This is a genomic window from Photorhabdus laumondii subsp. laumondii, from assembly GCF_003343245.1.
Lineage (GTDB): Bacteria > Pseudomonadota > Gammaproteobacteria > Enterobacterales > Enterobacteriaceae > Photorhabdus > Photorhabdus laumondii.
The window spans coordinates 920,017-944,794 of the sequence record NZ_CP024901.1 but is presented as its reverse complement, the minus strand read 5'-3'; the positions used below and the strand labels follow the sequence as shown (position 1 = coordinate 944,794).

16 protein-coding genes are annotated in these 24,778 nt (G+C 39.6%); 7 read left to right on the top strand and 9 right to left on the bottom strand.

The window, feature by feature from the left end; genetic code table 11:
- Positions 1 to 63: 63 nt before the first annotated feature.
- From uhpC to PluTT01m_RS04175, 6 genes are all read left to right on the top strand, one after another.
- Positions 64 to 1,404, top strand: a complete 1,341-nt coding sequence (gene uhpC, locus PluTT01m_RS04200) for an MFS transporter family glucose-6-phosphate receptor UhpC (protein ID WP_082303107.1) — start codon at positions 64 to 66, stop codon at positions 1,402 to 1,404.
- A gap of 16 nt (positions 1,405 to 1,420) precedes the next feature.
- Positions 1,421 to 2,452, top strand: coding sequence for an ABC transporter substrate-binding protein (locus PluTT01m_RS04195; protein WP_041379924.1), 1,032 nt, complete (start codon positions 1,421 to 1,423; stop codon positions 2,450 to 2,452).
- A gap of 121 nt (positions 2,453 to 2,573) precedes the next feature.
- Complete coding sequence (locus PluTT01m_RS04190) at positions 2,574 to 4,640, top strand: ABC transporter permease (RefSeq protein ID WP_011145185.1); 2,067 nt, start codon at positions 2,574 to 2,576, stop codon at positions 4,638 to 4,640.
- Positions 4,641 to 4,655: 15 nt separating this feature from the next.
- Entirely contained in the window at positions 4,656 to 5,711 is a 1,056-nt protein-coding gene (gene fbpC, locus PluTT01m_RS04185) for a ferric ABC transporter ATP-binding protein (RefSeq protein ID WP_011145184.1), read from the top strand.
- A gap of 159 nt (positions 5,712 to 5,870) precedes the next feature.
- Positions 5,871 to 6,083 carry a hypothetical protein gene (locus tag PluTT01m_RS04180; RefSeq protein WP_041379923.1) on the top strand — a complete coding sequence of 71 codons (213 nt, stop codon included), beginning with the start codon at positions 5,871 to 5,873 and terminating at the stop codon, positions 6,081 to 6,083.
- On the top strand, positions 6,080 to 6,391 hold the full coding sequence (locus PluTT01m_RS04175) for a helix-turn-helix domain-containing protein (protein WP_011145182.1): 312 nt from the start codon (positions 6,080 to 6,082) through the stop codon (positions 6,389 to 6,391). Before PluTT01m_RS04180 ends, PluTT01m_RS04175 begins: the two co-directional genes overlap by 4 nt.
- 50 nt (positions 6,392 to 6,441) lie before the next feature.
- Here the strand turns inward: PluTT01m_RS04175 and PluTT01m_RS04170 are convergent, their stop codons facing one another.
- The 6 genes from PluTT01m_RS04170 to PluTT01m_RS04140 all read right to left on the bottom strand — a co-directional run bounded on the left by PluTT01m_RS04170 (position 6,442) and on the right by PluTT01m_RS04140 (position 18,871).
- Positions 6,442 to 6,681: a type II toxin-antitoxin system HicB family antitoxin gene (locus tag PluTT01m_RS04170; RefSeq protein ID WP_228956897.1), complete on the bottom strand. Its 240-nt coding sequence runs from the start codon at positions 6,679 to 6,681 to the stop codon at positions 6,442 to 6,444.
- A 98-nt stretch (positions 6,682 to 6,779) separates the two neighbouring features.
- Positions 6,780 to 11,195 (bottom strand): Tc toxin subunit A-related protein, encoded by a 4,416-nt coding sequence (locus PluTT01m_RS04165; RefSeq protein ID WP_011145180.1) that lies wholly within the window; start codon positions 11,193 to 11,195, stop codon positions 6,780 to 6,782.
- A 48-nt stretch (positions 11,196 to 11,243) separates the two neighbouring features.
- Positions 11,244 to 14,189 (bottom strand): Tc toxin subunit A, encoded by a 2,946-nt coding sequence (locus PluTT01m_RS04160; protein WP_011145179.1) that lies wholly within the window; start codon positions 14,187 to 14,189, stop codon positions 11,244 to 11,246.
- Positions 14,190 to 14,450: 261 nt separating this feature from the next.
- On the bottom strand, positions 14,451 to 16,760 hold the full coding sequence (locus PluTT01m_RS04150) for a hypothetical protein (RefSeq protein WP_011145178.1): 2,310 nt from the start codon (positions 16,758 to 16,760) through the stop codon (positions 14,451 to 14,453).
- Between the two features lie 349 nt (positions 16,761 to 17,109).
- A complete protein-coding gene (locus tag PluTT01m_RS04145; protein ID WP_011145177.1) occupies positions 17,110 to 18,078 on the bottom strand; it encodes a threo-3-hydroxy-L-aspartate ammonia-lyase in 969 nt (322 codons plus the stop codon).
- Positions 18,079 to 18,244: 166 nt separating this feature from the next.
- Positions 18,245 to 18,871 (bottom strand): TetR/AcrR family transcriptional regulator, encoded by a 627-nt coding sequence (locus PluTT01m_RS04140; RefSeq protein ID WP_011145176.1) that lies wholly within the window; start codon positions 18,869 to 18,871, stop codon positions 18,245 to 18,247.
- A gap of 354 nt (positions 18,872 to 19,225) precedes the next feature.
- Between PluTT01m_RS04140 and PluTT01m_RS04135 the strand changes: the two genes are divergently transcribed.
- Positions 19,226 to 20,437 carry a Tm-1-like ATP-binding domain-containing protein gene (locus PluTT01m_RS04135; protein ID WP_011145175.1) on the top strand — a complete coding sequence of 404 codons (1,212 nt, stop codon included), beginning with the start codon at positions 19,226 to 19,228 and terminating at the stop codon, positions 20,435 to 20,437.
- Positions 20,438 to 20,784: 347 nt separating this feature from the next.
- Here PluTT01m_RS04135 and mtr read toward each other — a convergent pair whose 3' ends face one another.
- The 3 genes from mtr to tnaC all read right to left on the bottom strand — a co-directional run bounded on the left by mtr (position 20,785) and on the right by tnaC (position 23,761).
- A complete protein-coding gene (mtr, locus tag PluTT01m_RS04130) occupies positions 20,785 to 22,029 on the bottom strand; it encodes a tryptophan permease (protein ID WP_011145174.1) in 1,245 nt (414 codons plus the stop codon).
- Positions 22,030 to 22,139: 110 nt separating this feature from the next.
- Positions 22,140 to 23,540 (bottom strand): tryptophanase, encoded by a 1,401-nt coding sequence (tnaA, locus tag PluTT01m_RS04125; RefSeq protein ID WP_011145173.1) that lies wholly within the window; start codon positions 23,538 to 23,540, stop codon positions 22,140 to 22,142.
- Positions 23,541 to 23,662: 122 nt separating this feature from the next.
- Positions 23,663 to 23,761 (bottom strand): tryptophanase leader peptide, encoded by a 99-nt coding sequence (tnaC, locus tag PluTT01m_RS28185; RefSeq protein WP_071824082.1) that lies wholly within the window; start codon positions 23,759 to 23,761, stop codon positions 23,663 to 23,665.
- Positions 23,762 to 24,778: the final 1,017 nt, after the last annotated feature.

The window sequence follows — 24,778 nt, the reverse complement described above, 5'->3', positions numbered from 1 at the left end:
TTCCTAGTTGCCTAAAACCTTATCCCATCCATTTTCATCAACCTTTCTTTATATTTCCTTCTCATGGAGGAGCCGGGTATGCAAGCCACCAGTCAGGAACAGATTTCACAACACTATCGCCGCTGGCGCAGCCGTTTGCTGATTTCCATGATCATTGGCTATGCCGCATTTTATCTGACGCGAAAAAGCTTCAACTTTGTCATGCCGGTTATGCAGTTGGAACTGGGACTGGATAAAGGACACATTGGCTGGATAACCACTCTGTTCTATCTGGCTTACGGCAGCTCAAAATTTATTTCCGGTGTATTTCATGATCGCACCGGCTATCGCTGGTTTATGGGTGCCGGATTAGTGATGACAGGTGTGTTAAACATTATCTTCGCTTTCTGTTCATCATTTTCTGCCCTGCTGATCATTTGGACACTGAACGGCTTCTTTCAGGGCTGGGGATGGCCCCCCTGCGCCAGATTGCTGACACACTGGTACTCCCGCAATGAGCGCGGCTTCTGGTGGGGATACTGGAATATCTCCATCAATATTGTTGGCATTACTGTCCCAATGCTGTCCGCTTTTCTGGCGACAACTTATAGCTGGCAAACAGCGCTGATGATGCCGGGAATTATCGGCATTTTATTAGGCATCTGGCTTTGCTATCAGTTATGTGGCACCCCACAACAGCACGGTTTGCCCAGTGTAGGACAGTGGCGACAGGATTCACTGGAGCTTCGACATGAACAGCTATCGCACCCCATGCCGATGATGCAGATACTGCGGGATACCATCTTAACTAACAGAACTATCTGGTTGCTAGGATGCTCCTACATTCTGGTTTATCTCATCAGAATGGCGATTAACGATTGGGGAAACCTGTGGTTGTCAGAAACACATGGTGCCAATCTGCTCAGCGCTAATGCGACGCTCTCACTGTTTGAACTCGGTGGTTTAACCGGTGCGCTATTTTCCGGTTGGGGATCTGATTTACTGTTCCGCGGCCAACGCGCCCCAATGATTCTGCTGTTTGCTCTTGGGCTATTTATGGCTGTCACCGCATTGTGGCTCACTCCCATTCATCACTACACGCTGTTGGCAGTCTGTTTTTTCAGTATCGGTTTTTTTGTATTTGGCCCGCAAATGCTGATTGGGCTGGCTGCAACAGAATATTGCCATAAACAAGCCGCCGGCACCGTCACGGGTTATCTAGGATTGTACGCCTATTTGGGCGCAGCAATCGCAGGCTGGCCGCTAAGTCAGGTGGTTGCCCACTACGGCTGGTCCGGGATGTTTGCCCTACTCACCGCCGCAGCCGCCATGATGGGTTTGCTGTTGATGCCAATGTTAATGGCAGACGTGAGTAAAAGGGAACATGGAGTAGCATCGCGACTTTCCAATAATAAGCAGTTTTGAATATAAGGATAAAATGATGAAACTGAAACCTCTCTCTACACTTATCGCAGCCGGTCTGGTCGTTGCTGCATTTACCAATAGCGCTCAAGCCGCCGGACGTTTGATCGTTTATTGCAGCGCCACTAACGCCTTGTGTGAAACTGAAACCAGAGCATTCGGTGAAAAATATAATGTAAAAACCACTTTTGTCCGTAATGGTTCAGGCAGTACTCTGGCAAAAATTGAAGCCGAAAAACGCAATCCACAAGCAGATGTCTGGTACGGCGGGACTCTGGACCCACAATCTCAAGCGGGAGAGATGGATCTGCTAGAACCTTATAAATCCCCTAATCTGACACAAATCATGCCGCAGTTCCGCGACCCGGCTAAACGCAAAGGCAACTACAGCTCCGCCGTTTACGTCGGTATTCTTGGTTATGGCGTCAACACTGAACGTCTAAAAGAGAAAAATCTGCCGATTCCAACCTGCTGGAAAGATCTCACCAAACCGATATATAAAGGCGAAATTCAGATTGCCGATCCTCAAAGTTCAGGCACCGCTTACACCGCGTTGGCAACCTTTGTTCAATTATGGGGCAAAGATCAGGCATTTGATTATCTGAAAAAACTCAATACCAATATTTCTCAGTACACCAAATCCGGTATTGCCCCAGCCCGAAATGCCGCCCGTGGCGAATCTGCGATTGGTATCGGTTTCCTGCATGATTACTCATTAGAAGTAGAAAATGGCGCACCACTGAAACTTATCGCGCCATGTGAAAGCACCGGTTATGAAATCGGCGGCGTAAGTATCATCAAAAATGCCCGCAACATGGACAACGCCAAACGGTTTGTTGACTGGGTGTTATCCAAAGAAGCACAAGAATTGAGTTGGAAGAAAGGGAAAGCTTATCAGATCCTGACCAATACCACGGCAAAAGCTTCTCCTTTGGCGCTTAAATTATCCGATCTAAAACTGATCAATTACGACATGGATAAATATGGTGCCAATGATGTACGCAAAGAGTTAATTACCAAATGGGTGACAGAAGTGAAAATGGCGAAATAAAGTCAGTCAAGGGCGGATCACCTCCGCCCTTAGAAGCTATCCGTCAGGCTACTTTATGTTCCCGCACCAATGGATAGCTTCTTACTGCTGCTACCACACAATAATAAAATGGAAGGAAATTATGTCTCACGCATTCAGACAAAAGCAGGATGCCGTGTTCTGGTGGATTGCCCTAATGTGGTTGGCCTTCGCGCTTCTGCCATCATGGAGCCTGGACTACGGCCTTTTTGAATCTACTCAAGATGAACTGCTCGCCGCCTACGGCTGGAACGGATTAAACATCAGCTTACTGTGGTTCCTGCTGCCTTCAGCGCTGCTATTACGTCCACTCACACCAGCAAACCGCAATCAACCTTACCGCCACTATTTTGACGCGGGTTATGCCTTACTATGCGCGCTATTTGTGGTTATTAGCGCGGCCATTATCGGTCGTGGGCTGGGCTACGCTACGATTTTCCTGTTTATCTCACTGGGCGCGATGATTACTCTAGCCCTGTCTCGCCTTGAATGGCTAGGTGGTGATAGTTTTGTTATCGGTTCATTAGTCGCAGTTATTGCCCTCATCGGCCTATTTATCCTTTATCCGAGTATTGCCATCTTTATTCCGATGTTTACGGATGATGCCGGTCAGTTTGCCCCATTTGCTTTTATATCGATCCTAGGGCAAGCACATATTATTCAGGTTATCATCAACTCTGTTCTACTTTCGCTGGCGGTTGGCGCAGGTTGCACCTTCTTCGGGTTGGTACTGGCAATTTATACCGCCAGAATCGCCCGCCGCTCCGCCATTATTGGCCGAGTATTCTCCATCTTACCCATCGTCACGCCGCCGTTTGTGGTCGGTTTAGGCGTCACCCTGATGATGGGCCGTTCCGGTTATATCACTGAATTTATGGCAACCTGGTTTGGCCTAACCAACACCAACTGGCTGTATGGCTTTACCGGCATCTGGCTGGCGCAAGTGCTAGCCTTTACGCCAATGGCATTTATGATCCTTGATGGCGCAATCAAAACCATCCATCCCTCATTGGAAGAAGCGGCTTATACTCTGCGTGCCAATCGCTATCAGACGTTCTTCAATGTTTTTATTCCGCTGTTGAAACCGGCACTGGCGAACGCTTTCCTGATTGTCATTGTCCAGTCGCTGGCTGATTTCAGTAACCCATTGGTACTGGGCGGTAGCTTTGACGTACTGGCGACCCAGATCTATTTCTATATCACCGGTTCTCAACTCGACTATCAAGCCGCCAGTACTCTCGGCGCTTCGCTGCTGGTTTTCTCGCTGCTGGTCTTCTGCGTGCAATATCTGTGGATTGGTAAACGTTCCTACGTCACGGTTTCCGGCAAATCCTACCGTGGTGATGTACAACCGTTGCCAACGTCACTGGTTTGGGGAGTCTGTGCCATCCTATTTATCTGGGTTGTGTTCAACATTTTGTTATACGGCAGCATCTTCTACGGCAGTTTCACCGTCAACTGGGGAGTGGATTACACCCTGACCTTAGATAACTTCATCAAACTATTTGGTCAAGGTATGCACGATGGCGCATGGCCATCATTACTGGATACCCTACTCTACGCCGGTATCGCTGCCCCCATTACTGCGATCCTCGGTCTGTTGATTGCTTACATTGTTGTACGCCAGGAATTTCGCGGTAAAAAAACCATCGAATTCACCACTATGCTGTGCTTTGCCGTACCGGGTACCGTCGCTGGGGTTTCCTACATTCTAGCCTTCAACGATTCACCTTTTTATCTCACCGGAACGGCGGCAATCGTCATTATCTCCATGACCATGCGCAATGTGCCGGTAGGTATCAGGGCAGGGATTGCCGGTCTTGGACAAATTGATAAATCACTGGATGAAGCTTCACTCAGCCTGCGCGCCGGATCGATGAAAACCATCCTTCATGTTCTGTTACCCTTACTGCGCCCGGCGATTTTATCTGCACTGATCTACAGCTTTGTTCGTGCGATTACCACCGTCAGCGCGATTGTCTTCCTGGTCACACCCGACACCCGCGTAGCAACCGCTTATATTTTGAATCGAGTGGAAGATGGAGAATACGGAGTAGCTATCGCTTATGGCTCGATCCTGATTGTGGTTATGCTGGCCATTATTTTCTTATTTGACTACCTGATTGGCGAAGCGCGGATCTCTCGTTCCAAAGCCAAAAATACACAGTAATCACGGAGTGACAACATGACACAACAAAATTTTGTCGAACTGAAAAATGTAACCAAACGGTTCGGTAACAACACCGTGATCGATAATCTGGAACTCTCTATTCCGCAGGGACATATGGTCACGCTGTTAGGACCATCCGGCTGCGGTAAAACCACCGTATTACGTCTGGTTGCCGGGCTGGAGAAACCTAGCGCAGGTAAAATTTTCATTGACGGTGAAGACGTCACAGATCGCTCTATTCAGCAACGAGATATCTGCATGGTATTTCAGTCCTATGCTCTATTCCCGCATATGTCACTGGGGGAAAATATTGGCTACGGGCTGAAAATGCTAGGGCAGCCTAAAGCAGAAATACGCGAACGGGTTAAAGAGGCGCTGGAGCTGGTGGATTTAGGCGGCTTTGAAGATCGTTACGTAGACCAAATCTCCGGTGGTCAACAACAGCGTGTTGCCCTCGCTCGCGCACTGATCCTCAAACCTAAAGTGTTACTTTTCGATGAACCGCTGAGTAACCTTGATGCCAATCTGCGCCGCAGTATGCGCGAGAAAATCCGCGAATTACAGCAGCAATTTAATATCACCTCGCTATACGTTACTCATGATCAAAGTGAGGCATTTGCAGTTTCCGATGCGGTACTGGTGATGAATAAAGGTAAAATCATGCAAATCGGCACGCCACAAACACTCTATCGCCAACCGGCGTCTGAATTTATGGCAAGTTTTATGGGAGATGCCAATATCTTCCCGGCGACTTTGGCTACTGATTATGTTGAGATTTTCCAATATCGCCTGCCACGACCAGCCAACTTCACCACCAACCGGCAATCGGTAACGGTAGGCGTCAGACCGGAAGCTATCACCCTGAGCCGTAATGGAAATATTAGCCAACGCTGTACCATCAGCCATGTGGCTTACATGGGGCCACAATATGAAGTCACAGTCGATTGGCAAGGACAAACTCTGTTGTTACAGATTAACGCCACCCAATTGCAACCCGATGTTGGCGATAATTACTATCTGGAAATTCATCCGTTTGGAATGTTTATTTTGACCGAGAAAAATAGCGGTTAATTTGATTGCAAAAGATTCTGACTTTTAAATCAAGAGGCTAGGCCGCCAAATGGCGGCCTGAGAAAGATGATTTGGCAGGTTAAAAATACGTTGTCGCAGAACTTCTGAAGTATAATGATAAAAAAATGCTCGAACCAAGACTTTTAGTATGAGGTGAAAGTGGGCACTAAATTGAACGAAATGCTTGGCTTTGCCAAAGAATTGGAAGAGGTAGGTATTTCTAACGGTGATTTAACCAAAAAACTTGAAGCTAGAATTCAGGTTAGCAATTTAAGTACTGCACTGCTTCCAAAAAAACAGTCAACCAGTAAGCAAGATGTAGAACTTGCCAAAAAATGCTTTAACGCACTGATACAGGAGCGGAAATCATGAAAATGCAGACTTTTGAAAGCGTATGGGACGCGATCAGTGATACACCAGAGCAGGCCGAAAACATGAAGATCCGTGCTCAACTAATAAATATTCTCAATGCATGGATAGCAAAACGGGAATTTACCCAAGCTGAAGCCGCCAAAGTACTGGGGATTACCCAACCCCATGTTTCAGAGCTTGCTAGGGGGAAAATACAACTTTTTAGTGTGGATAAACTGATTGCGATGATGGCTCATGCAGGTGTGTATATCCGGCATATCGAGATAAGCGAGCCGGAAGTCACTTTAACCACGTTACCCATCGTTTAACTCTCTCAAAAGTGAAATCCAGTGCTTAGCGCACTGAATTTCACTTTTACTTAAAAGCCCCTGATTTCATTACCGCTATACAATTTGTAAGGTTTTATACCCTCTTTTTTACACTCATCAAAAAAGAGAGCCAGAGATTTAGCGCCCTCTTCCTTCAACTCACCAATGTTATAAGCGTAAAAGTCAGCACCACCATTTAACCCGACAAATTCACCACGAAACATCTCGATTTCTGGATCAAAAGTGATAACAGCCACATGGCCGTCAATTTTTAACGTATTGTTCATCATGGCCTAATTCCCGACTAAAATAACAAGAACCTGTTAAACAATATAAATAAATTTATCAGGTTCCTGATTCAATACAAAAACAACAATAAATAAATGTATTATTTAAGTAGTTCTCTTACCTGACCAGCAAATGCCTCACCGCCATCCTTCGCGGTATAACGTACATGCAAAATAATATCTGACAAATTATCCAGAATATCTCGCTGTATATTGTCTGTTGCCGCTGATGGGAAAGTGAGTTTCCAGTCAGAAACCGCCCCCGTTCCTTCAAAAGGTAAATAGCGATCATCACCAAAATTAAGATTAAATGTACCGCTATCATTAATCCCTGATGAAAGTGCGATTTGTTGGCTCGCTCTCAAATTCGTGACAATTTGTTTATTATCGCCCTCTTTATTTGAAAGTAAATATTTCACACCATTAATATCCGGCGTTTTCAATGTATAACATTTCGTTTGAGTTAAAGTCGCTTTAATATCCTGATAAGGACCCATTAATGTCGGCAGCGTGACCGATACAGACGTGATCTGGCGTAAATAATGCCCGGCATAATCTTGATCAAATAATTTCTCGTTCAGTATAAATGTAACTCCCTCACCGGTTTTAAGCTCAGATTGAATATCGTCCCATTTTTTCGTACCAGATAATAGATTTTTTAACGAGATCGTTTTAGTTAACTCTAAACGACGTTCATTACGATTCAAATAAGCCGATTCCATTTTCAGTAGATTCAGTTTAATCTTTTCTCCTACCAATAAACCATTATGGTTATCGTCCCAACTATTTTGCACAATAAATTGTGTGGCAAAATCCCCCATTTCATATTGCCAGCATGCTTGTGCATTTAAACATAGCGAAAGCACTGCATCGTAAGCCTGACGATATAATGACATCATCTGATCATTCAGCCATTGATAAAGCGAAGATTTCGTTACCCTGGTCACAGTAAAAAACTGATACATATCCTGCTCTTTTTGCAGTTGAGCCTGAGATTGTTGTAATGTTGTATTCGCGGCGGAGATTTGTGCCTCTTGCTGTTCAATCTGTTTTTTCAACATTTCCAGCTCACTTTCCGCCTGTTTATATTGAATTTCCCACTCTTCACGTCGCCGGTTATAACCCGCTTTAACACTCAACGTATCACTCGCCATTTGCATGATTAATGATGCAGTACGTGTAATACCCGCAGTACAAACAAGCGGCATATGCCATTGTTGTCCACCAAATGATGTTCCCGCTATGCTAGGAATCAGCGAAGCGGCACCGGCGGCGGTTAACATTCCTTCCTCAACAGAAGAAATAATTTTTGCCGTACCTTGTAAATTCAGAGCATAGGTTTCATCTGTAGAAATATTTTCATCATAAAGCGCCTTATAATGATCAATCCGTTGTTGTAATGTCTGCTGACTTTTTAATAATGCCTCTTTTCCTTTTTCAGCAATTACGACAGCATCTTTCTGCAATGAAATGGCGAAAATAGCTAACTCTTTCAAATGTAATTGATTCAACTCTTCCTGTTCCGCACAATCTTTACGTTCTTGCGTACTTAAAAGTAAATCACCAAAATGACTTAATGTATCTACCGCATGATAAACACTGGGTAATAATGCCCGGAAACGATAAGGCGGTATATTCAAAATACCGGTACTGCCTGCTGCCAATAACGATCCACCGTTTGCCAGTAAAGCAAGCAAATTTTTTGGATCGACCGGTGTTGCATATAATGGTAGCGACAAAGGTTTACCATCTAAAGTTAAATTATGGCGCAAATTATAAAATCTGCTAGATAAAATATCCCAATACCACAGTAAATCATTGTTCAAAGGGACTCTGAATATTGCATTATCAACCACCGTATAAGCACTGACTTTAGTGGCTGGAAGATCAATTAATATATCAAGATCAATATTACTCTCAAATTCGCGTAATTTATTATTCTTTGAAGAGGTGACATCTGCCAACTCAAGCGGTAGCCAATGACTAACTAAATCAAAATCGGGTCTTTGGCCAAGTAATTGCTGTGCTTGAAGGTAGCGTAATTTAGCATTATTAAGTCCGTCATTGGTCAGAAAGCGATAAAAACTATCACCAAAATCAATTAAGTTCTGTACATACATTTGAAATATGGCTTTCTTATAATGTACCGGATCGGCATAAGCTATCGCATCTGGATCTTGTAATCTTTTTAATTGTACTGAGTTATCTTGAGAAACCTCTAACAGGCTGCAATTCCAATAGCTTGGGCTACCATTAGCCTTATTTTTTACTCCTGGGTTGAAAATATAGTGCAACCAGTTTTGGGCATCCTGATATTGTTGTGAAGCATTGAGTTGATACGCAACTAAATAAGGAACATGGAAGAAAAGCTCCCAGAAATAAATACTATTTGCCCCGTTAAGCGCAGAATCATTATTTTCACCACCCCCCGGAATAAGCGGCTCCTTAATATTTTGCGCCTCCCAACTCAATACATCAGCAATAGAATTGTTAGCCCGTGAAATAAGCTCCTTGCCAAATAGGGTATTTAATCTGATAGATCGATATTTAAATTGTAATTCAGTAATATCCAGATACTGTGCTTGCGTTTTTTTATTATAGGTCAACAGCAGGTTAGGATAGGAAGTTTTACTTAGTTTAACTTCATAATGGTTATAACCTAAGTCCGCATCTTCGCCCTCTTTCTTATAACCTAATTTTAAAAATACACTCGAATCCTTACCATTTATTTTATCGAGATCAAGTTCTACAGTAGAAATAATACTCTTTCCATTGAGTAATTGGCGTTCTGAATATAACAGGCTATCGCTCCCCCCGTTAGTATGCCATAAACAGAAATCGGCCTCCCTAGAACCTGAATGATCAATATCTATTTTTGGCGTTCCCTCTCCAGAAGCAACAAGCTTACCACCCGATTTATTAAGTTCGGAACTAAATACTTTAGCTTCTTGTAATCCAGACAGAGGCACTTCCATTTCTTTAGTAAAATGATAAACATTACCTTGTTTTTGTCCCCATTCAGAAAAATTAACATTCAACTCAGGATAACCACTCTGACTAGAATTAAACATAATATAAAAATAGTCACCTGATGCATAACTATTATCATTGATAGTCACCGCGACAGAAACTGTTATTTTTCCATTGTTTTCTTTAGCACCATCCGCGAGTGAAATATTAACCTTTCCTGCTTCACTCGATTTACTTTTAAGATTAATATCACATGCTACAGATCTAATAATCTCTTTCCCAATCGACAAACTATTATTACCACTGAGACGCAGTTTTCCACTACCCATTTCAGCAAATAGTGTCATTTTCTTTGTCGCAAGCCCAGGGTAACTTCCTGACTCCAGATAAACAGGCTTATCAACTAATTTATATGCATCGCCAAAATAGGCTGACAACATATTTGATTGTGTCAGATCTTGCGTAGGATTAGATTTAATCTGTTGATAGATATAGAGATCTAATGACTTTTCACCCACCAGAGGCACAGGAACTTCGTTAAATAGTAAATTACAGGAGTACGGATAATTCTTTTCTCCCGATGTATTATTTTCTGTTTTTACTGGCTTACAAATAGCAGAAATAACTAATACAGGCTCAGCTCGCAAATCCATTAATGCAATGAGTTCAAAACTATCATTAATTTTACTCTTATCACCCGTAAAAGTCCGTAATTTATTTGGAAGACTCCATTCACCATTAAATTTTCGATATATCAAATTAATACTATAATAATTTTCTTCTTTACTATTATCTGCTTCATGTGCCAACCAAACGATATGAAGACGACCATTAATAACGACTGGGCGGATCTTAATCACTTCCCCAGTAGCAGGAATACCAATTTTTTCCCACTCTTTCCAAGCCGTAGGATTAATGACATCTTGCACATTTCGATTAGCCATATTCAGCGATCGCCAATAATATTGACCTGGCGTAATATTCATCTTACCAATAAAATAATATTCAGCCTGAGCGGGAGCTAATTCTTTAGTCGCATTAATATAGCCACTCATCAGCTCTAAATTACTTATTTCTTCAAATTTATTCAAATAATTCAATATGACTTCCTGAACAACCTCATCACTCAATTTACCTTTATTTAAATTATCCTCCAACTCTTTAAAATCACTTGTTTTACCATGGCGTAATATAGGGCTAATATAATTCTCTGGATAATTAGATAACTGTTGAAAACCAGCCCAAATATTATATTGGCTTAAAACATTATTCCATGTTTTTACTTTATCTTCATATTGATAATCATACCCTGGTTCCATGTTAAGCATAATGCCATTAATATATTGCTGAACACTGGAAATCGCTTGTGCAACGACACTGGTATTAACCTGACTAGATACCTGATTATCAATAAGTAAATATTGATACAAATCATCCGGCGTTTTTAAATCAGGTACATTATCTGTTTTTGAAATATGCCCCAAGTAATAACCAACCAATCCATCACGAACACTCTCAGCTAATTTTTTAGCAACAATATTTTTCATATCCTGAACCTCTATTAAAATTTTTTTATTCCACTATGACAATTACTTTTACAGAGTTGCTACCATCGCTATACCGACCTGCTTATAATCCTGATAAGAGGAATGAGCATTGATATTTATCGTTGCTAATAATGAATGCATGGAAAGTGCCATTTCCTCAGACCAAAATTTAAGTCTCATCATGATATCTATTTCAGCCAATGTTTTTGCTGTATTATCTTCCTTGCCAATAATATGTGAATTAGCTGATAGCACTTCATCACGCTGCCATGACAATAGTTCAGTTAATATTTTCACCATATTAGTTTTATCGTTACTTTGATTATTCGTATTAACTAACTCCAAATAACGCAATATTTTATCTTCCGCGTTATCTAAAGAAGCAACTAATTTTATCCAATCTCGGTAGCGACTGAAATAATAAATAACCGACAAAGAAAGTTGCGTGTTCTGGCAGCCAAACCATTCAGGATGTTCAGAAAAATGATGCAACATCACAGTACTCAGTCGGAAAGTCTTAATCACTGAAATATATCGCGATAAATCATACATCAGTATCAAATAATCCTGACTGATCATCTCTGGCTGTAAATTTTTCTTATCAAACAGTTCAAATGACTTCAATAAAAAATCATAACTACTTGAGCCGATCCAGTTTAGAATAAATAAAGGAAACGGTTGTGATAGCTGAAATGCATTTGCCAACATACTGGCCGATATTGCATTTTGTGCAGATTGAGCTTGATTAATAATTGCAGCCCATTGCTCAGTAATAGATACTTTGATTTTATCATCAAGTAATATACTTTTTATCGTTTTATTAATTTCATCAATAATATTAACATTATGCTTAACTAAACCATATTTTTGATGAGATACTGCATTTAAAACAGTTTGACGTGGAGTTAACCAATCAATCAAATTATCATTATCGTCTAATGCTGGTAAGATATTTGACGATAAACTTTCCAGAGTTAAAATTTCCGAATTACGATGCAATCCCACTTGATTAATAAAGGCCACCTGCGCCGCATTTCCTGTCATAATAACTTCATTAGCCGGTAATAAGAATAATTGCAGAGTACCAACAGATAATTTATTTATTCTCAACCATTCTATGGTTTGCTCCATTGCAATCATAATATCCAAAATATCTGTTTGCCTATTATTTCCTGATTGCGATAAATAAGGCATACCCGTGACCTGCTTTAATACTTTATTTCCACCGATTAATGTTAAAATAACCACACCTTCCTGTGGTGTTAACCCTAAAATTCTCGACAATTGCACAATACGATAAAACGCAGAAACAACAGAAAGTGAACATGTTAAACTCTTTTTACCCATCGATTCAGCAACTAATGGTGCTAATAAAGAAAAATCTTTTTCTTTAATTTTCAATCCAGCACATAACTTATTAATGATATTATCATCCTGTTTTTTCTCTGAATAAAACTCACGATCATCAATCACCAATGGTGCATCAAATAGCGAAGATAAATTGAATATCTGATCAAAGAAAGGAATATCTTTACCCATCGAAAAAGGAGTAATTTGATATATCAACGCGGCAAAATCATCAGGTGAAATATGATATTTTTTGCTCCAATGATGGAAAATACCTAGCATACGTAAGGTATTCTCATTCATCTGTAATTGCTTATTTGCATCCCCTTCTGCCCGCATCGTTGCCGTCACCAATAAATCAATTTTATCTACCGGCAATTTAATCCATTTCCACAACCGTATCATGCGATTTAGCCTATCAAAGCGTTCATGATTCACACCTGATAATTTATTTACCGCTTGTGGTAAATTATCATTTGAGACAAACTCACGATACAAATGTAGGAAATCACTCTCTTTTGCCTTCGGCCCATTAATAAAAACGGCACCATAATGATAAGGAGCCGCAGGTAGACCTAAATTAAGCACATTTTGAGATAATCTCACATTATTTTGCTCTAATGTCCCCCCTTTATTGGTAGATATCCCTTTCACACATAATAATTGCTCAACCTCTGCGACAGAAAGAGCCGTTTGTGCAGTAAAAATCGATAACAATTCAAGTAAGCCTGCACTATTAACACCGTAATTATCCCGATAGAATTGTTTATTAGATGGTTTTAACGGCTCATTGATTATTTTTTGTTGGGAAATACCTAGCTGATTTGCTAAAGGTGTGACAAATTCTCCATTAGCAGTATTCAGATTGGATTTAAGAAAATAAGGATAACTCTTATCTGTCTGTTGCATCATTTTCAAACAAAAAAGTTTTCTATTATCAAATGTTAGATTAATTTGGTTTTGTGCATAATCATAAGGAAGTTGAAATGGATAACGTACATTAGCCAAAAGATCATAACTGGATAAATTTGTCTTTCCTTGTTGTTTTAACATAGCTTCCAAACGTTGACTTAGCATAGTATTAACCAAGGACAGTGCTGAAATCTCCTGGTTAATACTCACTTCATCCAGCATTAAATGCGCTAAATCAGCGCGGCGCTCATCTATTTTAATGGCCTCAGCATCCGCATTGGATTCAATATCCATCGCTAATTTATAAATCTCTGCTAAATAAGCAACCGGTGAATTATTCGCTTCCGGTGCGCCATTTGGACAATATTGCTGCCAGTTATCCTGAAATAAAGATTGATATTGAGGAACTTCTTTTAATGAAAGAGAAGAATAACTTCTGGCATATGTATTATGAACGTAACGCTGGCGGAGAAATTTACGGTCCACTTGACGACTGGTATATGTATTATGAATATAATGCTGCTGGCGAAATTTATGGGATATTTGTATAGCATAGCTGTTTGCTGTATCATAAATATCTGCTACCTGATGATTTGAATTATACTTCTCTAAAAATAGATGACGGGGTGTTCTTATAATATCAAAAATAGATTTATAACCTGATTCAATTATCTTATCGGTGAAGTTATATTTATCACCTAATCTCTTTAACAACGGGCTGATATCATTAGTCATAGGATCGCCTTTATTTATCGGAAATATACCCGTCATCTTTCAAGTTGCTTCTTTGTTGGCTGCACTCACTCACCCCAGTCACATAGTTATCTATGCTCCCGGGGATTCGCTCCTTTGCCGCCGCGATGCATCTTGAAATCCATAGGGTATATACAGGATGAATATTTTTTTATAAAAAAAACAATAAATTAGATAACAGAGATGCAATAAATAATAAGAAATTTATTGCATCATCTGGCGGTTATTAAAAGTCGTTAACGATTAGCTGATTTTCGGCTCAAGTGTAATCAAAGCATATCCCGCACGATTGGGTTTATTTTTATGTGTCACTCTGAGTAAAACAATTTCTGAACAAGTAATATCACTTGGTGCAGTATAAGTTGCAGTATACTTTTCGATGTCATTACCAAACTCATCTTTTGTGACTTCTGGTTCACCTACCTTAATATTTCCTCTTTCTGGCATAAGACTCCATTCACTTGGAGAAGTCAAATCATTACCAACAGAAGAGAATTTCATTACGGCATCGGGTGTTAATAACTCTTGATTATAGCTAGGATTAATCGTGAACTCAGCTTTCGTGTTTTTACTGATAAGCAGGATATTAACTTTATCTAAATCGCCATTATCAGCAACAGCCGTCACCGTAACCATATTATATCCAGCCGGGAAAGCGGCTGGAGGCGTATATTTGCCATTCGCATCAACAACACCATAGCCAGTACCCGTTTCCACACGCCAATTCACTTTTTTATCGCCATAAACAGTAAAATTGGCATTCTTATTAACATCATTTTCATTGATAACAACAAAAGAAGGACTAATCGATACTGAGGAAGGCACCAAAATTACAACCGCTGAAGCTTTAGCGTTTGTATTTGGGTCTGTCGCAGTAATTGTCACAATTTGATTATTCCCTTTTATCTTAGTCGGTGCCATGTAATCTCCTGTATTCGCATTAATACTCCCCAATTCTGCTGGAGTAATAGACCAATTTACCGTTGCCTTGGTGTTGGTTGTAAATTTATGCTTAGCTTTCAATGGTATAGTTAGTTGAAGATCATTAATTCTAAATGCAGTTGATGTTGGGGAAATATCACCAAATAGCACCATATCCCCAGGCACATATACTTTATCAAATTCAAGATAATTGCTTTCAGGAAAAAGAAGATGATTAACTGCAAATAGGCTAATGCTATCTAATTTAATCTTTGCAACGTTGGATAAATTATTTTCAACAATATCTTTAACAACTTCTGCTGTTTTATTAACAAACTTTTCTTTAGGATAAAAGTGTATTCCCCAAACAGGTTCATCTTGTTTGTCATATCTGGTGCTCATTCTATTATTTAATTTTAATTCAATCTCATCATTAGATTTTACATGAGGCGTAATATCTATTGAACCATCAATATAAAAATCAATTTTAGAGTCGTTCCAACCACCACTTATTGCTGAATCGTAAAAAACACCAAATGTTTGGATAAAATGATAAGAGTGACCATTATTATCCTCCCCAGAAAAGATAATTTTTTCCTTCTCAGGCTTAATATACATCCCAGAATAAGGAATTTTTACCTTCTCCAGCCAAATATTAGTTTCACCTTTAGACAATCCTGTCCATACTTTATACCCTCCTCCTTCATATTGTACAGGTTCATCGCTCTCAGCATACCCATTTGTTATCTTCAAATAGCTAGCTGAATCATCCGCCTGACTATCTAACTTAACTAATTCTAAATTTACACCCGTTGGGCTAGGTAATAAACGCTCATATTGCGGCTTAAGAATATTCTCAAAAAGTGTCTTATTACTGATAATTAGCATCGCAGAACGATTATCTGGTATCAAATAAGGAAAATTACTTGAGCTAGTTGGTAATACTCCACCGTTAGGATTATAGTTTGTTGCAATAAATAACAACACTGCCCCATGACCATAATTATCAGAACCATATAAATTAGCACCGGGTGCCGGTTGCGTTCTGATTTTAAACATTTGTGGAACCAGTCCAACCATATTATCCAGCTTCAAAATACCTAACTCATAAGTGACATCATTATCTTTGAGCCAATTACGGAAAAACTCCTTAACTTCTGCTGGCGCATCGTTGATAACATTGACTACCCCCAAAATTCCTTTTTTAAACTCCACGACAACTTTCCCATTATTATCAACAGAACCTGTCGCCGCAATCAAGTCTACGGTTATTGTCATATGGTAATTATTATTCGGGGTAATTCTTTGATAATTCTTTACTCTACCATCATCATAAAGTTCTATTATCGTGCCAGAAATAAAATTTAATTTTACCGTTGCCTGAGAACCTTCAATTGATGAATTTTCAAAGGAAATTAACGGTACTCCCAATATCAAGTTGTCAAATTTTATCTTTTTATTTTCGCTTTCCCAGAAAATAGGTGAAAAATGTGCACCTTCACTTACTTTTCTTACATATTGCTGTTCAAACAGCATATTTATTTTAGTTCTATCATAGGCAGCAATAATATCCCATCCAAGAGTCTTTGTTTTACCGTTAAAATCATCAATAATGCTATCTTCCGTGGCCATATAATCACCTATTTTAGACGTCATAAAAGATCTGTTATTAGAGGAAGCGTATTAGATAATAGCTTCCGCCATCATATTAATTCAATAATATACCCATAAGTCGAATGTAAAATATATATTATTCAATTTACCCTAATAGATTAACAATCAATTAGGATATATATGATAAGCATAACATATATTAATGAAAATATAATACCGTGAAACATTAACAAAAAACATGTAACAGCTAATATATAATATTAGCCATATAATTAATATTCAAATACAAAAAGCAATAATTACACGGTCAAACATAGATTATAAGTTCTGCGAATATCAAGAGCCCCTTCTGCGTGACTTATTACGTCTAAGGTTGTTTTGCCAGCAACGAGCAGTAACGTTCGATATCCACATTACCGCCACTGACAATAATCCCTACCTTTTGGCCTCGCAATGACTCACACATTTTGCGGGCAGCGGCAAAACTCAAGCAGCCGGTCGGTTCGACAATCATCTTCATTCTTTCTGCATAAAATCGCATTGCATCCACCAATTCTTCATCAGAAACAGTGAAAATATCATCAACATTTTTTCGAATAATATCGAAAGTATATTGCCCAAGATGTTGAGTTTGTGCGCCATCAGCAATAGTTTTAGGCGTATCGATGTGAATAATTTTGCCCTGACGAAATGATTGCTGAGCGTCATTACCGGTTTCCGGTTCTACACCATAAATTTTACATTCAGGAGAGAAATGGCGAGCTGCAAGCGCACTGCCTGAAAGCAGCCCTCCTCCACCGAGACAGACAAACAACGCATTCAGTTCACCGACCTCTTCAAACAACTCTTTTGCCGCAGTTCCCTGTCCGGCAATAATATGCGGATGATCATAGGGAGGAATTAAGGTCAATCCCTGCTTTTCTGATAATTCACGGCTAATTTGTTCACGATCGTCCGTATAACGATCATAGAAAACAATTTTGCCACCATAACCTTCGGTCGCGGCGACCTTAGCCACTGGCGCATCGAACGGCATGATGATTGTCGCCGAAATATTCAGTATACGAGCCGCCAATGAAATTGCCTGAGCATGATTACCCGATGAATAAGTGACAACCCCATTGCGGCGCTGTTCATCATTAAATTGTGATAACGCATTAAAAGCACCACGAAATTTAAAGGCTCCCATTCGCTGATAATTTTCACATTTGAAAAATAACCTGGCTCCTGTCATTTCATTAGCAGTGCGGGAAGTCAGGACTGGCGTACGGTAAGCATAAGCTTCTATTCGCCGGGCGGCGGCAATGACATCATCATAAACAGAAATATTTTTCATAGGAATAACCGTAAGTTATATAAAATATTAGACAAAATATCCACACCAGAAAAATTCGTCAATAGTAAAGGTTGTGACTAAATTTTGACTTACCACAATACCTATAAATAATACCTATAAATAATACCTATAAATAATGCCTATAAACAATGCCTATAAACAATACCTATAGTTCAGAATCTCTGTGCGCTTGATTAATTATCGCTTTTGCCATCCATTTAGTGATCTCAATAATTTCCGCATTATCCATCTGCCAGATATCTTTCATCACCAGAAAGACCTCGGAGCCATAAATTAGGGAAAAAGACCGAATGACATTTTCCAAAATATCCGGCGGAAAATGCCCTTTTAATGGTTCAACAACCATTGCCAGGATATCTTTACGATGCCCACGTACCAATTTCTTTTCCTGCTTACCCTCAGATAAACATCCCTGAGCCCATTGTTGCAAGGAAACTAACAGAGCAGCTCGCAATGCACCTTCGTATTGAAACATTCGGGGATAAGCAAAGTCCAACAACTCCGTAATCCGCTCCTCAGTCTTTTCACTAGCAGGCTTCCAAGTGAGGATCGGCCCAAGGCTGGCACCAACAATCGCATCAATTAAATCACTTTGTGTCGGAAAATAGCGGTATGCTGTTGCTCTGGAAACACCAGCATGCATTGCCAATTCAGAAACCGAAGGTATCGCTCTCTGTTCAAAAAGCGCCAATGCCGCATTGATTAGCAATGTATAAGTTTTTTTCCGAGTACCAGTAAAATGAGTTTTCGTCTTCGAATCTATCATTGCCATAACTCTTCACAATAAAAATCGCTATATACCCGTTATCTTTCAAGTTGCTTCTTTGTTGGCTGCACTCCCTCACCCCGGTCACATCGTTCTCTATGCTCCCGGGGATTTGCTCCCTTGCCGTCGCGATCCATCTTGAAATCCATAGGGTATATTAACACTTATGGTTAAAATATTTTTTCGCTATCATCACTCTACTCAACCATCTACAAAACGACCAAATTGATTCATTTTATTTATCAATAAAATGAGATGACAGTCTCAATTTGGTAATACAACAGTGATACTTGAGTCTCATCTTGACTATAATCTGTCCATGAATGAGTAGTCAGCACCAGGGAAGTATTCATAATTATAATGAAAAAAAGCCAAGGCTATGTTTATATCGCTACTATTTTTGATACCAAGCGCACAGAAATTTTCTACGTCAGGGATCTGATCAAAAAAGCGGGCCTTGCCGTTCGAACTGTGGATTTGACTACTCAATCTGACTCGCCGCAAAGAGGTGCGGATATTACCGCCCAAACAGTAGCAGAGCATCACCCGCAAGGCAAAGAAGCTGTTTTCTGTGGTGATCAGGGGCAAGCCATTTCCGCAATGTCAGTCGCCTTCAATCTCTTTTTATCAAAACAACCTGATGTTTTAGCCATTCTAGGTCTGGGAGGTTCCTGCGGTACAGCACTGATTACACCGGCAATGCAATCTTTACCGGTAGGTATACCAAAACTTATGGTTTCTACTATGGCTTCCGGCGATGTTTCTGGCTATGTAGGTGTTAGCGACATCTCTATGTTGTATTCAGTCACGGATGTCTCTGGTCTTAACCGTATCTCTCGCCAGGTATTAAAAAATGCGGCCAACCAAATTGCAGGGGCAGTCTATTTTCACGAAGAGAACACTATTGAAGATAAACCGGCTATCGGCCTGACAATGTTTGGCGTGACGACACCTTGTATACAATTATTAACCAGAGAGTTGGAACAACAGTATGATTGTCTGGTTTTCCACGCAACCGGCAGCGGCGGTAAGACAATGGAAAAACTCGCCGAAAGCCGTTTGCTTTACAGTCTACTGGATATCACAACCACTGAAGTCTGCGACTATCTGTTTGGTGGTGTTCTTGCCTGTGATGCTGACCGTCTGGGGGCAATAGCCCGCACGCAAATACCTTATATTGGCTCTTGCGGAGCGTTGGATATGGTGAATTTCGGTCATCTAAATTCTATCCCGGAACGCTACAAATACCGACAATTTTACCGCCACAATTCGCAAGTAACATTAATGCGCACTATACCCGAAGAAAACCGCCAAATGGGAATTTGGATCGCTGAAAAACTCAATCAATGCGAAGGAAAAGTAAAATTTATTATTCCAGAAGGTGGTTTTTCTGCTCTGGATATTAAAGATGGGCCATTCTGGAATCCTGATGCTAATCAATCATTTATCAATGCTTTTGAAGCAACATTGATAGAAACGGAAAACAGACAACTGATTAAAAGCCCTCATCATATAAATTCACCTGATTTTTGCCAACAAGTGATTAAAGAATACCGGCAAATGATGGCTTAGCGCCGGCGGTAATACCGTTGCAAAAACAACACTGACACTGAAAGATTATATACAACTAATTAATGACTAGGCAAAAAGTTGCCAAAAGAGGGCATTCTAATGCTATTGTTCTATCAGAGATGAATTTACGACATGTCTGTCAGGACGTTGCACTAAAAGAAATTAAAGCAGTTAACTATTCGTGTTCTAAAGGGAAGCCATAAGAACTTCCTGTTAATAACCTTGCTATAAGATGTTAGGAGTTAACAAACTAAATTAACACATAAAAATACCGGCTTTGTTCTCTCCCTTTCGGAGCTTATTTCCGTCAACACCAGGCTCCTGCGGCCCCCACCGCAGGAGTTTTTTTATGAATAAACGGGCAGCAGGTTAAAATTTGACAAGATATGGGCCGCAGCATTTAGTACGCCAAATAGCAAAATCAAGCCGATCATCACATTACCTCCCCAAACTCGATACATAGGGCTACCAAATCGTTTACGGGATGCTCTGGCAAGTAATGCGGGAACAATAGCCGCCCAAACTGTTGCAGCAAGGCCAGCAAAACCTATCGCATGAATAAAACCATTCGGATAAATCATTCCACCAACCATTGGCGGAAGAAACGTCACTAATGCCGTTTTAAAGCGCCCCAGCTTGGTGTCATCAAATTTAAGCAGATCAGCCAGGTAATCGAACAACCCAAGCGTGACACCAAGGAATGAGCTGGCAACCGCAAAGTTAGAAAAAAGAGTCAATAATAAACCCAGAGCAGAACTGTTCAATCCTCCACTTAATGATTGAACCAAAACATCAATATTGCCCCCCTTTGCGATGATTTCGACAAAATCAGGCCGGGAAATATTTCCCATTGTTCCAATCAACCAGATCAAATAAAGCACCAAGGCCATTGATGTCCCAATAAACAGGCATCTCTTTATTTTCTCTGGTTCTTTTCCATAATATTTCATCAGGCTAGGAACATTACCATGATATCCAAAGGAGGCCAGACAGAAAGGTAAAGTCATTAATACATAAGGCCAGTAAGTTGGATTAACTTCAGTTGTATTAAACAATACCGCTGGTTTAACGTTATAAACCAAACCGCCGAACGTCATAAAGAAAGTTAATATCTTAGCACCAAGAATAATCGACGTCATCCGGCTAACCGTTTTAGTACTTAACCAGACAATAAATGCAACCACAAGAGCAAATAAAAAACCAGCAAACCCAGGTGAAAAATCTATCGATACTTCTCGCATAGCATGTTGAATAATCGATCCGCTCGCGGAAATATAAGCGTAAGTCAGTATATATAAAACAAAAGCAAGGGTAATACCATTAATGATATTCCAACCATTGCCCAACAGATCTTTTGTTATAGTACTGAAACTTGAGCCAATTCGATAATTAAGATTGGCTTCCAATATCATTAATCCTGAATGCAACATGCAAAACCAGGTAAAAATCAAAGTGGCAATTGACCAGTAAAACCATGCCCCTGACATGACAACTGGTAAAGAAAACATGCCCGCACCAATAACCGTTCCACCAATGATCATGGCACCGCCAAATAAAGATGGAGACGATTTTTTTATCGGCAAAGTAGCCATATGCGTTACCCTAGCGTGGCTTTATACCCGTTATCTTGAAATCTATAGGGTATATATAGTAAGCAGTAAAATTGGGGATGCTCTTAAACAAGGGAGCATCCCGATCTTTATTATTTAATTGGTTTTAATCTTGCAACGAAATGACGTAATACGGATGGTTCATAAGTAAACGTTAATCCTTTAATCTGAGGAATTCTCTCCTTCAAGGAAATAAAGGCTTCTACAACATAATCCATATGATCATTAGTATAAACGCGACGAGGAATAGTTAATCGCAAAAGTTCCATCGGTGATGGTTTCTGTTTTCCGGTTTTTGGATCACGACCTAATAACAAAGAACCAATTTCCACACTTCTTATTCCCGCCTCCAGATATAATTCATTATTCAATGCATGAGCGGGGAATTGTTCCCCTGGAATATGCGGTAATAATAATTTAGCATCAACAAATACAGCATGACCACCGGTTGGATATTGAATAGGAATACCTGCATCTCTTAATCTATTACCTAAATAAGCCACCTGATTAATACGATATGCCAGATAACCCTCATTCATCCCCTCTTCAAGACCAATTGCCAATGCTTCCATATCGCGCCCGGCAAGACCGCCATAAGTCACAAACCCTTCCATTGGCACACAGCGGGTACGCACTTCATTAAAGAGATCTTCATCATCACGGAAACAACAAAGACCACCAATATTGACCAAGGGATCTTTTTTAGCTGACATGGTTAACATATCACCATATTGATACATCTCCTTGACGATCTGCTTAACGGATTTATTTTCATAACCCTTTTCTCTTTGCTTAATAAACCAAGCATTTTCACAGAAACGGGCTGAATCAATCACCACAGGAATATCATGTTGCTTTGCAATCTCATACACGGCTTTCATATTAGCGAGAGAGATAGGCTGACCACCGGAACTATTACAGGTAACCGTTGTGATAATCGCGACAACATTATCAGCGCCATGTTCTGCTATCGTTTTTTCCAATTCATCAATATCAAAATCGCCTTTCCAATCATAATAGGTGGTTGTATCAAAGGCTTTTGACGTAACAACATTAATCGCTTTCGCGCCATTTAATTCAACATGAGCCGCTGTCGTATCAAAATGGAAATTAGAAATAAAGACCGGATGCGTTGCACCACCTTGCGCTTTTTTACGAGCAATTAATGTCGGAAATAAAATCTGTTCTGCTCCACGCCCTTGATGGGTTGGAATAGTATATTGGTAGCCAATTAATTCATTGACTTTATCACATAGATGATAATAGTTACGGGAACCTGCATAAGCTTCATCCCCCATCATTATCCCCGCCCACTGGCGATCACTCATTGCTCCAGTGCCAGAATCTGTCAGCAAATCAATATAAACCGCGTCACTGGGTAATAAGAATGGATTATATCCGGCTTCTTCTAATGCTTTTTCACGTTCGGCACGAGTAGTCATGCGAATATTTTCTACCATTTTAATACGGAAAGGTTCTGGAATACGTTTCATATATATTTTTATCCAATAATTGGCTATACTACATAATTCAGACAAATTTCCAAAAACCGACAGAAATACGCCAAAATAAATGTAGTGATTACAAGATTTAATTTTAAATATAACCAGAACAGTTAATTAGGGAAAAAATGAGAAATACGGTGATCGACATTAAACCATGCCTGCATATTACAAGAATAGATAAAATAATAACGTAAAAATATAGAAATCATAAAATTAACTTATTCCCTGATTAAAATCAGCCATTAAGATATAGATAATATTTAAATTATCCGTGACCAATTCCACAAAAATAGAAAACATCAGAAATATAATTTTATATATAGATTCAATTTAATGAATCAGATAAATCAACAAGAAAAACAGATAATAAATTGATTTTAATAAATATAACAATACAATTAACCATATCAATTAAATAGATTACTAACACAGAAAACCACCCCATAAGGGATTAAAAGAACAAATTAAATAACATAAAAATTAATAGAATTATTTACCCGATTTTTACAGGAATAAAAAATAGCTTTATAAAAAACCGCCCTTTATTAAAGGGCGGAAAATAGGAAAAAAAGAGGCAGAATTCCGCATAACGCGATAATATCACACAATAATATTACACAATAATTATGCTAACTGAATATCAATAGAATTCCATTTTCGGTTAGCTATTTTTTTCAGTTCCAATAGACATTGGATAATTAGAAGCTAAATGATTAGGTGCTTGAGAACCGATAATACATGTTGCAGTATGAGATGAAAAGATAACGCATTTTACCGCACATATAGGAAAGTGCGGGTACAATATACAAGCATGGGTAGATGTAGAAAAAGCAGAAAAGAAAGTCAACGTTAAAAAGGCCAAAAGTAACTGGTGTTGTAGTCTATTTATCATCATATCACCTCGCTGAATGGTATATTTTCATTTCCTTATATTCGACTCCTTTAAATTAATTATAGAGCAAAATTTAACCACAAAAATTTTTTTATCACTCCGTTGATAAATCGTTTAAGTTATCATAAAAAGCTGAATGATCAGATTTGGAAAATCCCATAATCCAACAAAATTATTCAGCAATATAAAATCATAAATAAAATTTAAATAAAATTACCTAATGATTCATTATACCCATGGATTTCAAGATGCATAGCGGCGGCAAGGGCGCGAATCCCCGGGAGCATAGCGAACTATGTGACTGGGGTGAGAGAGTGCAGCCAACAAAGAGGCA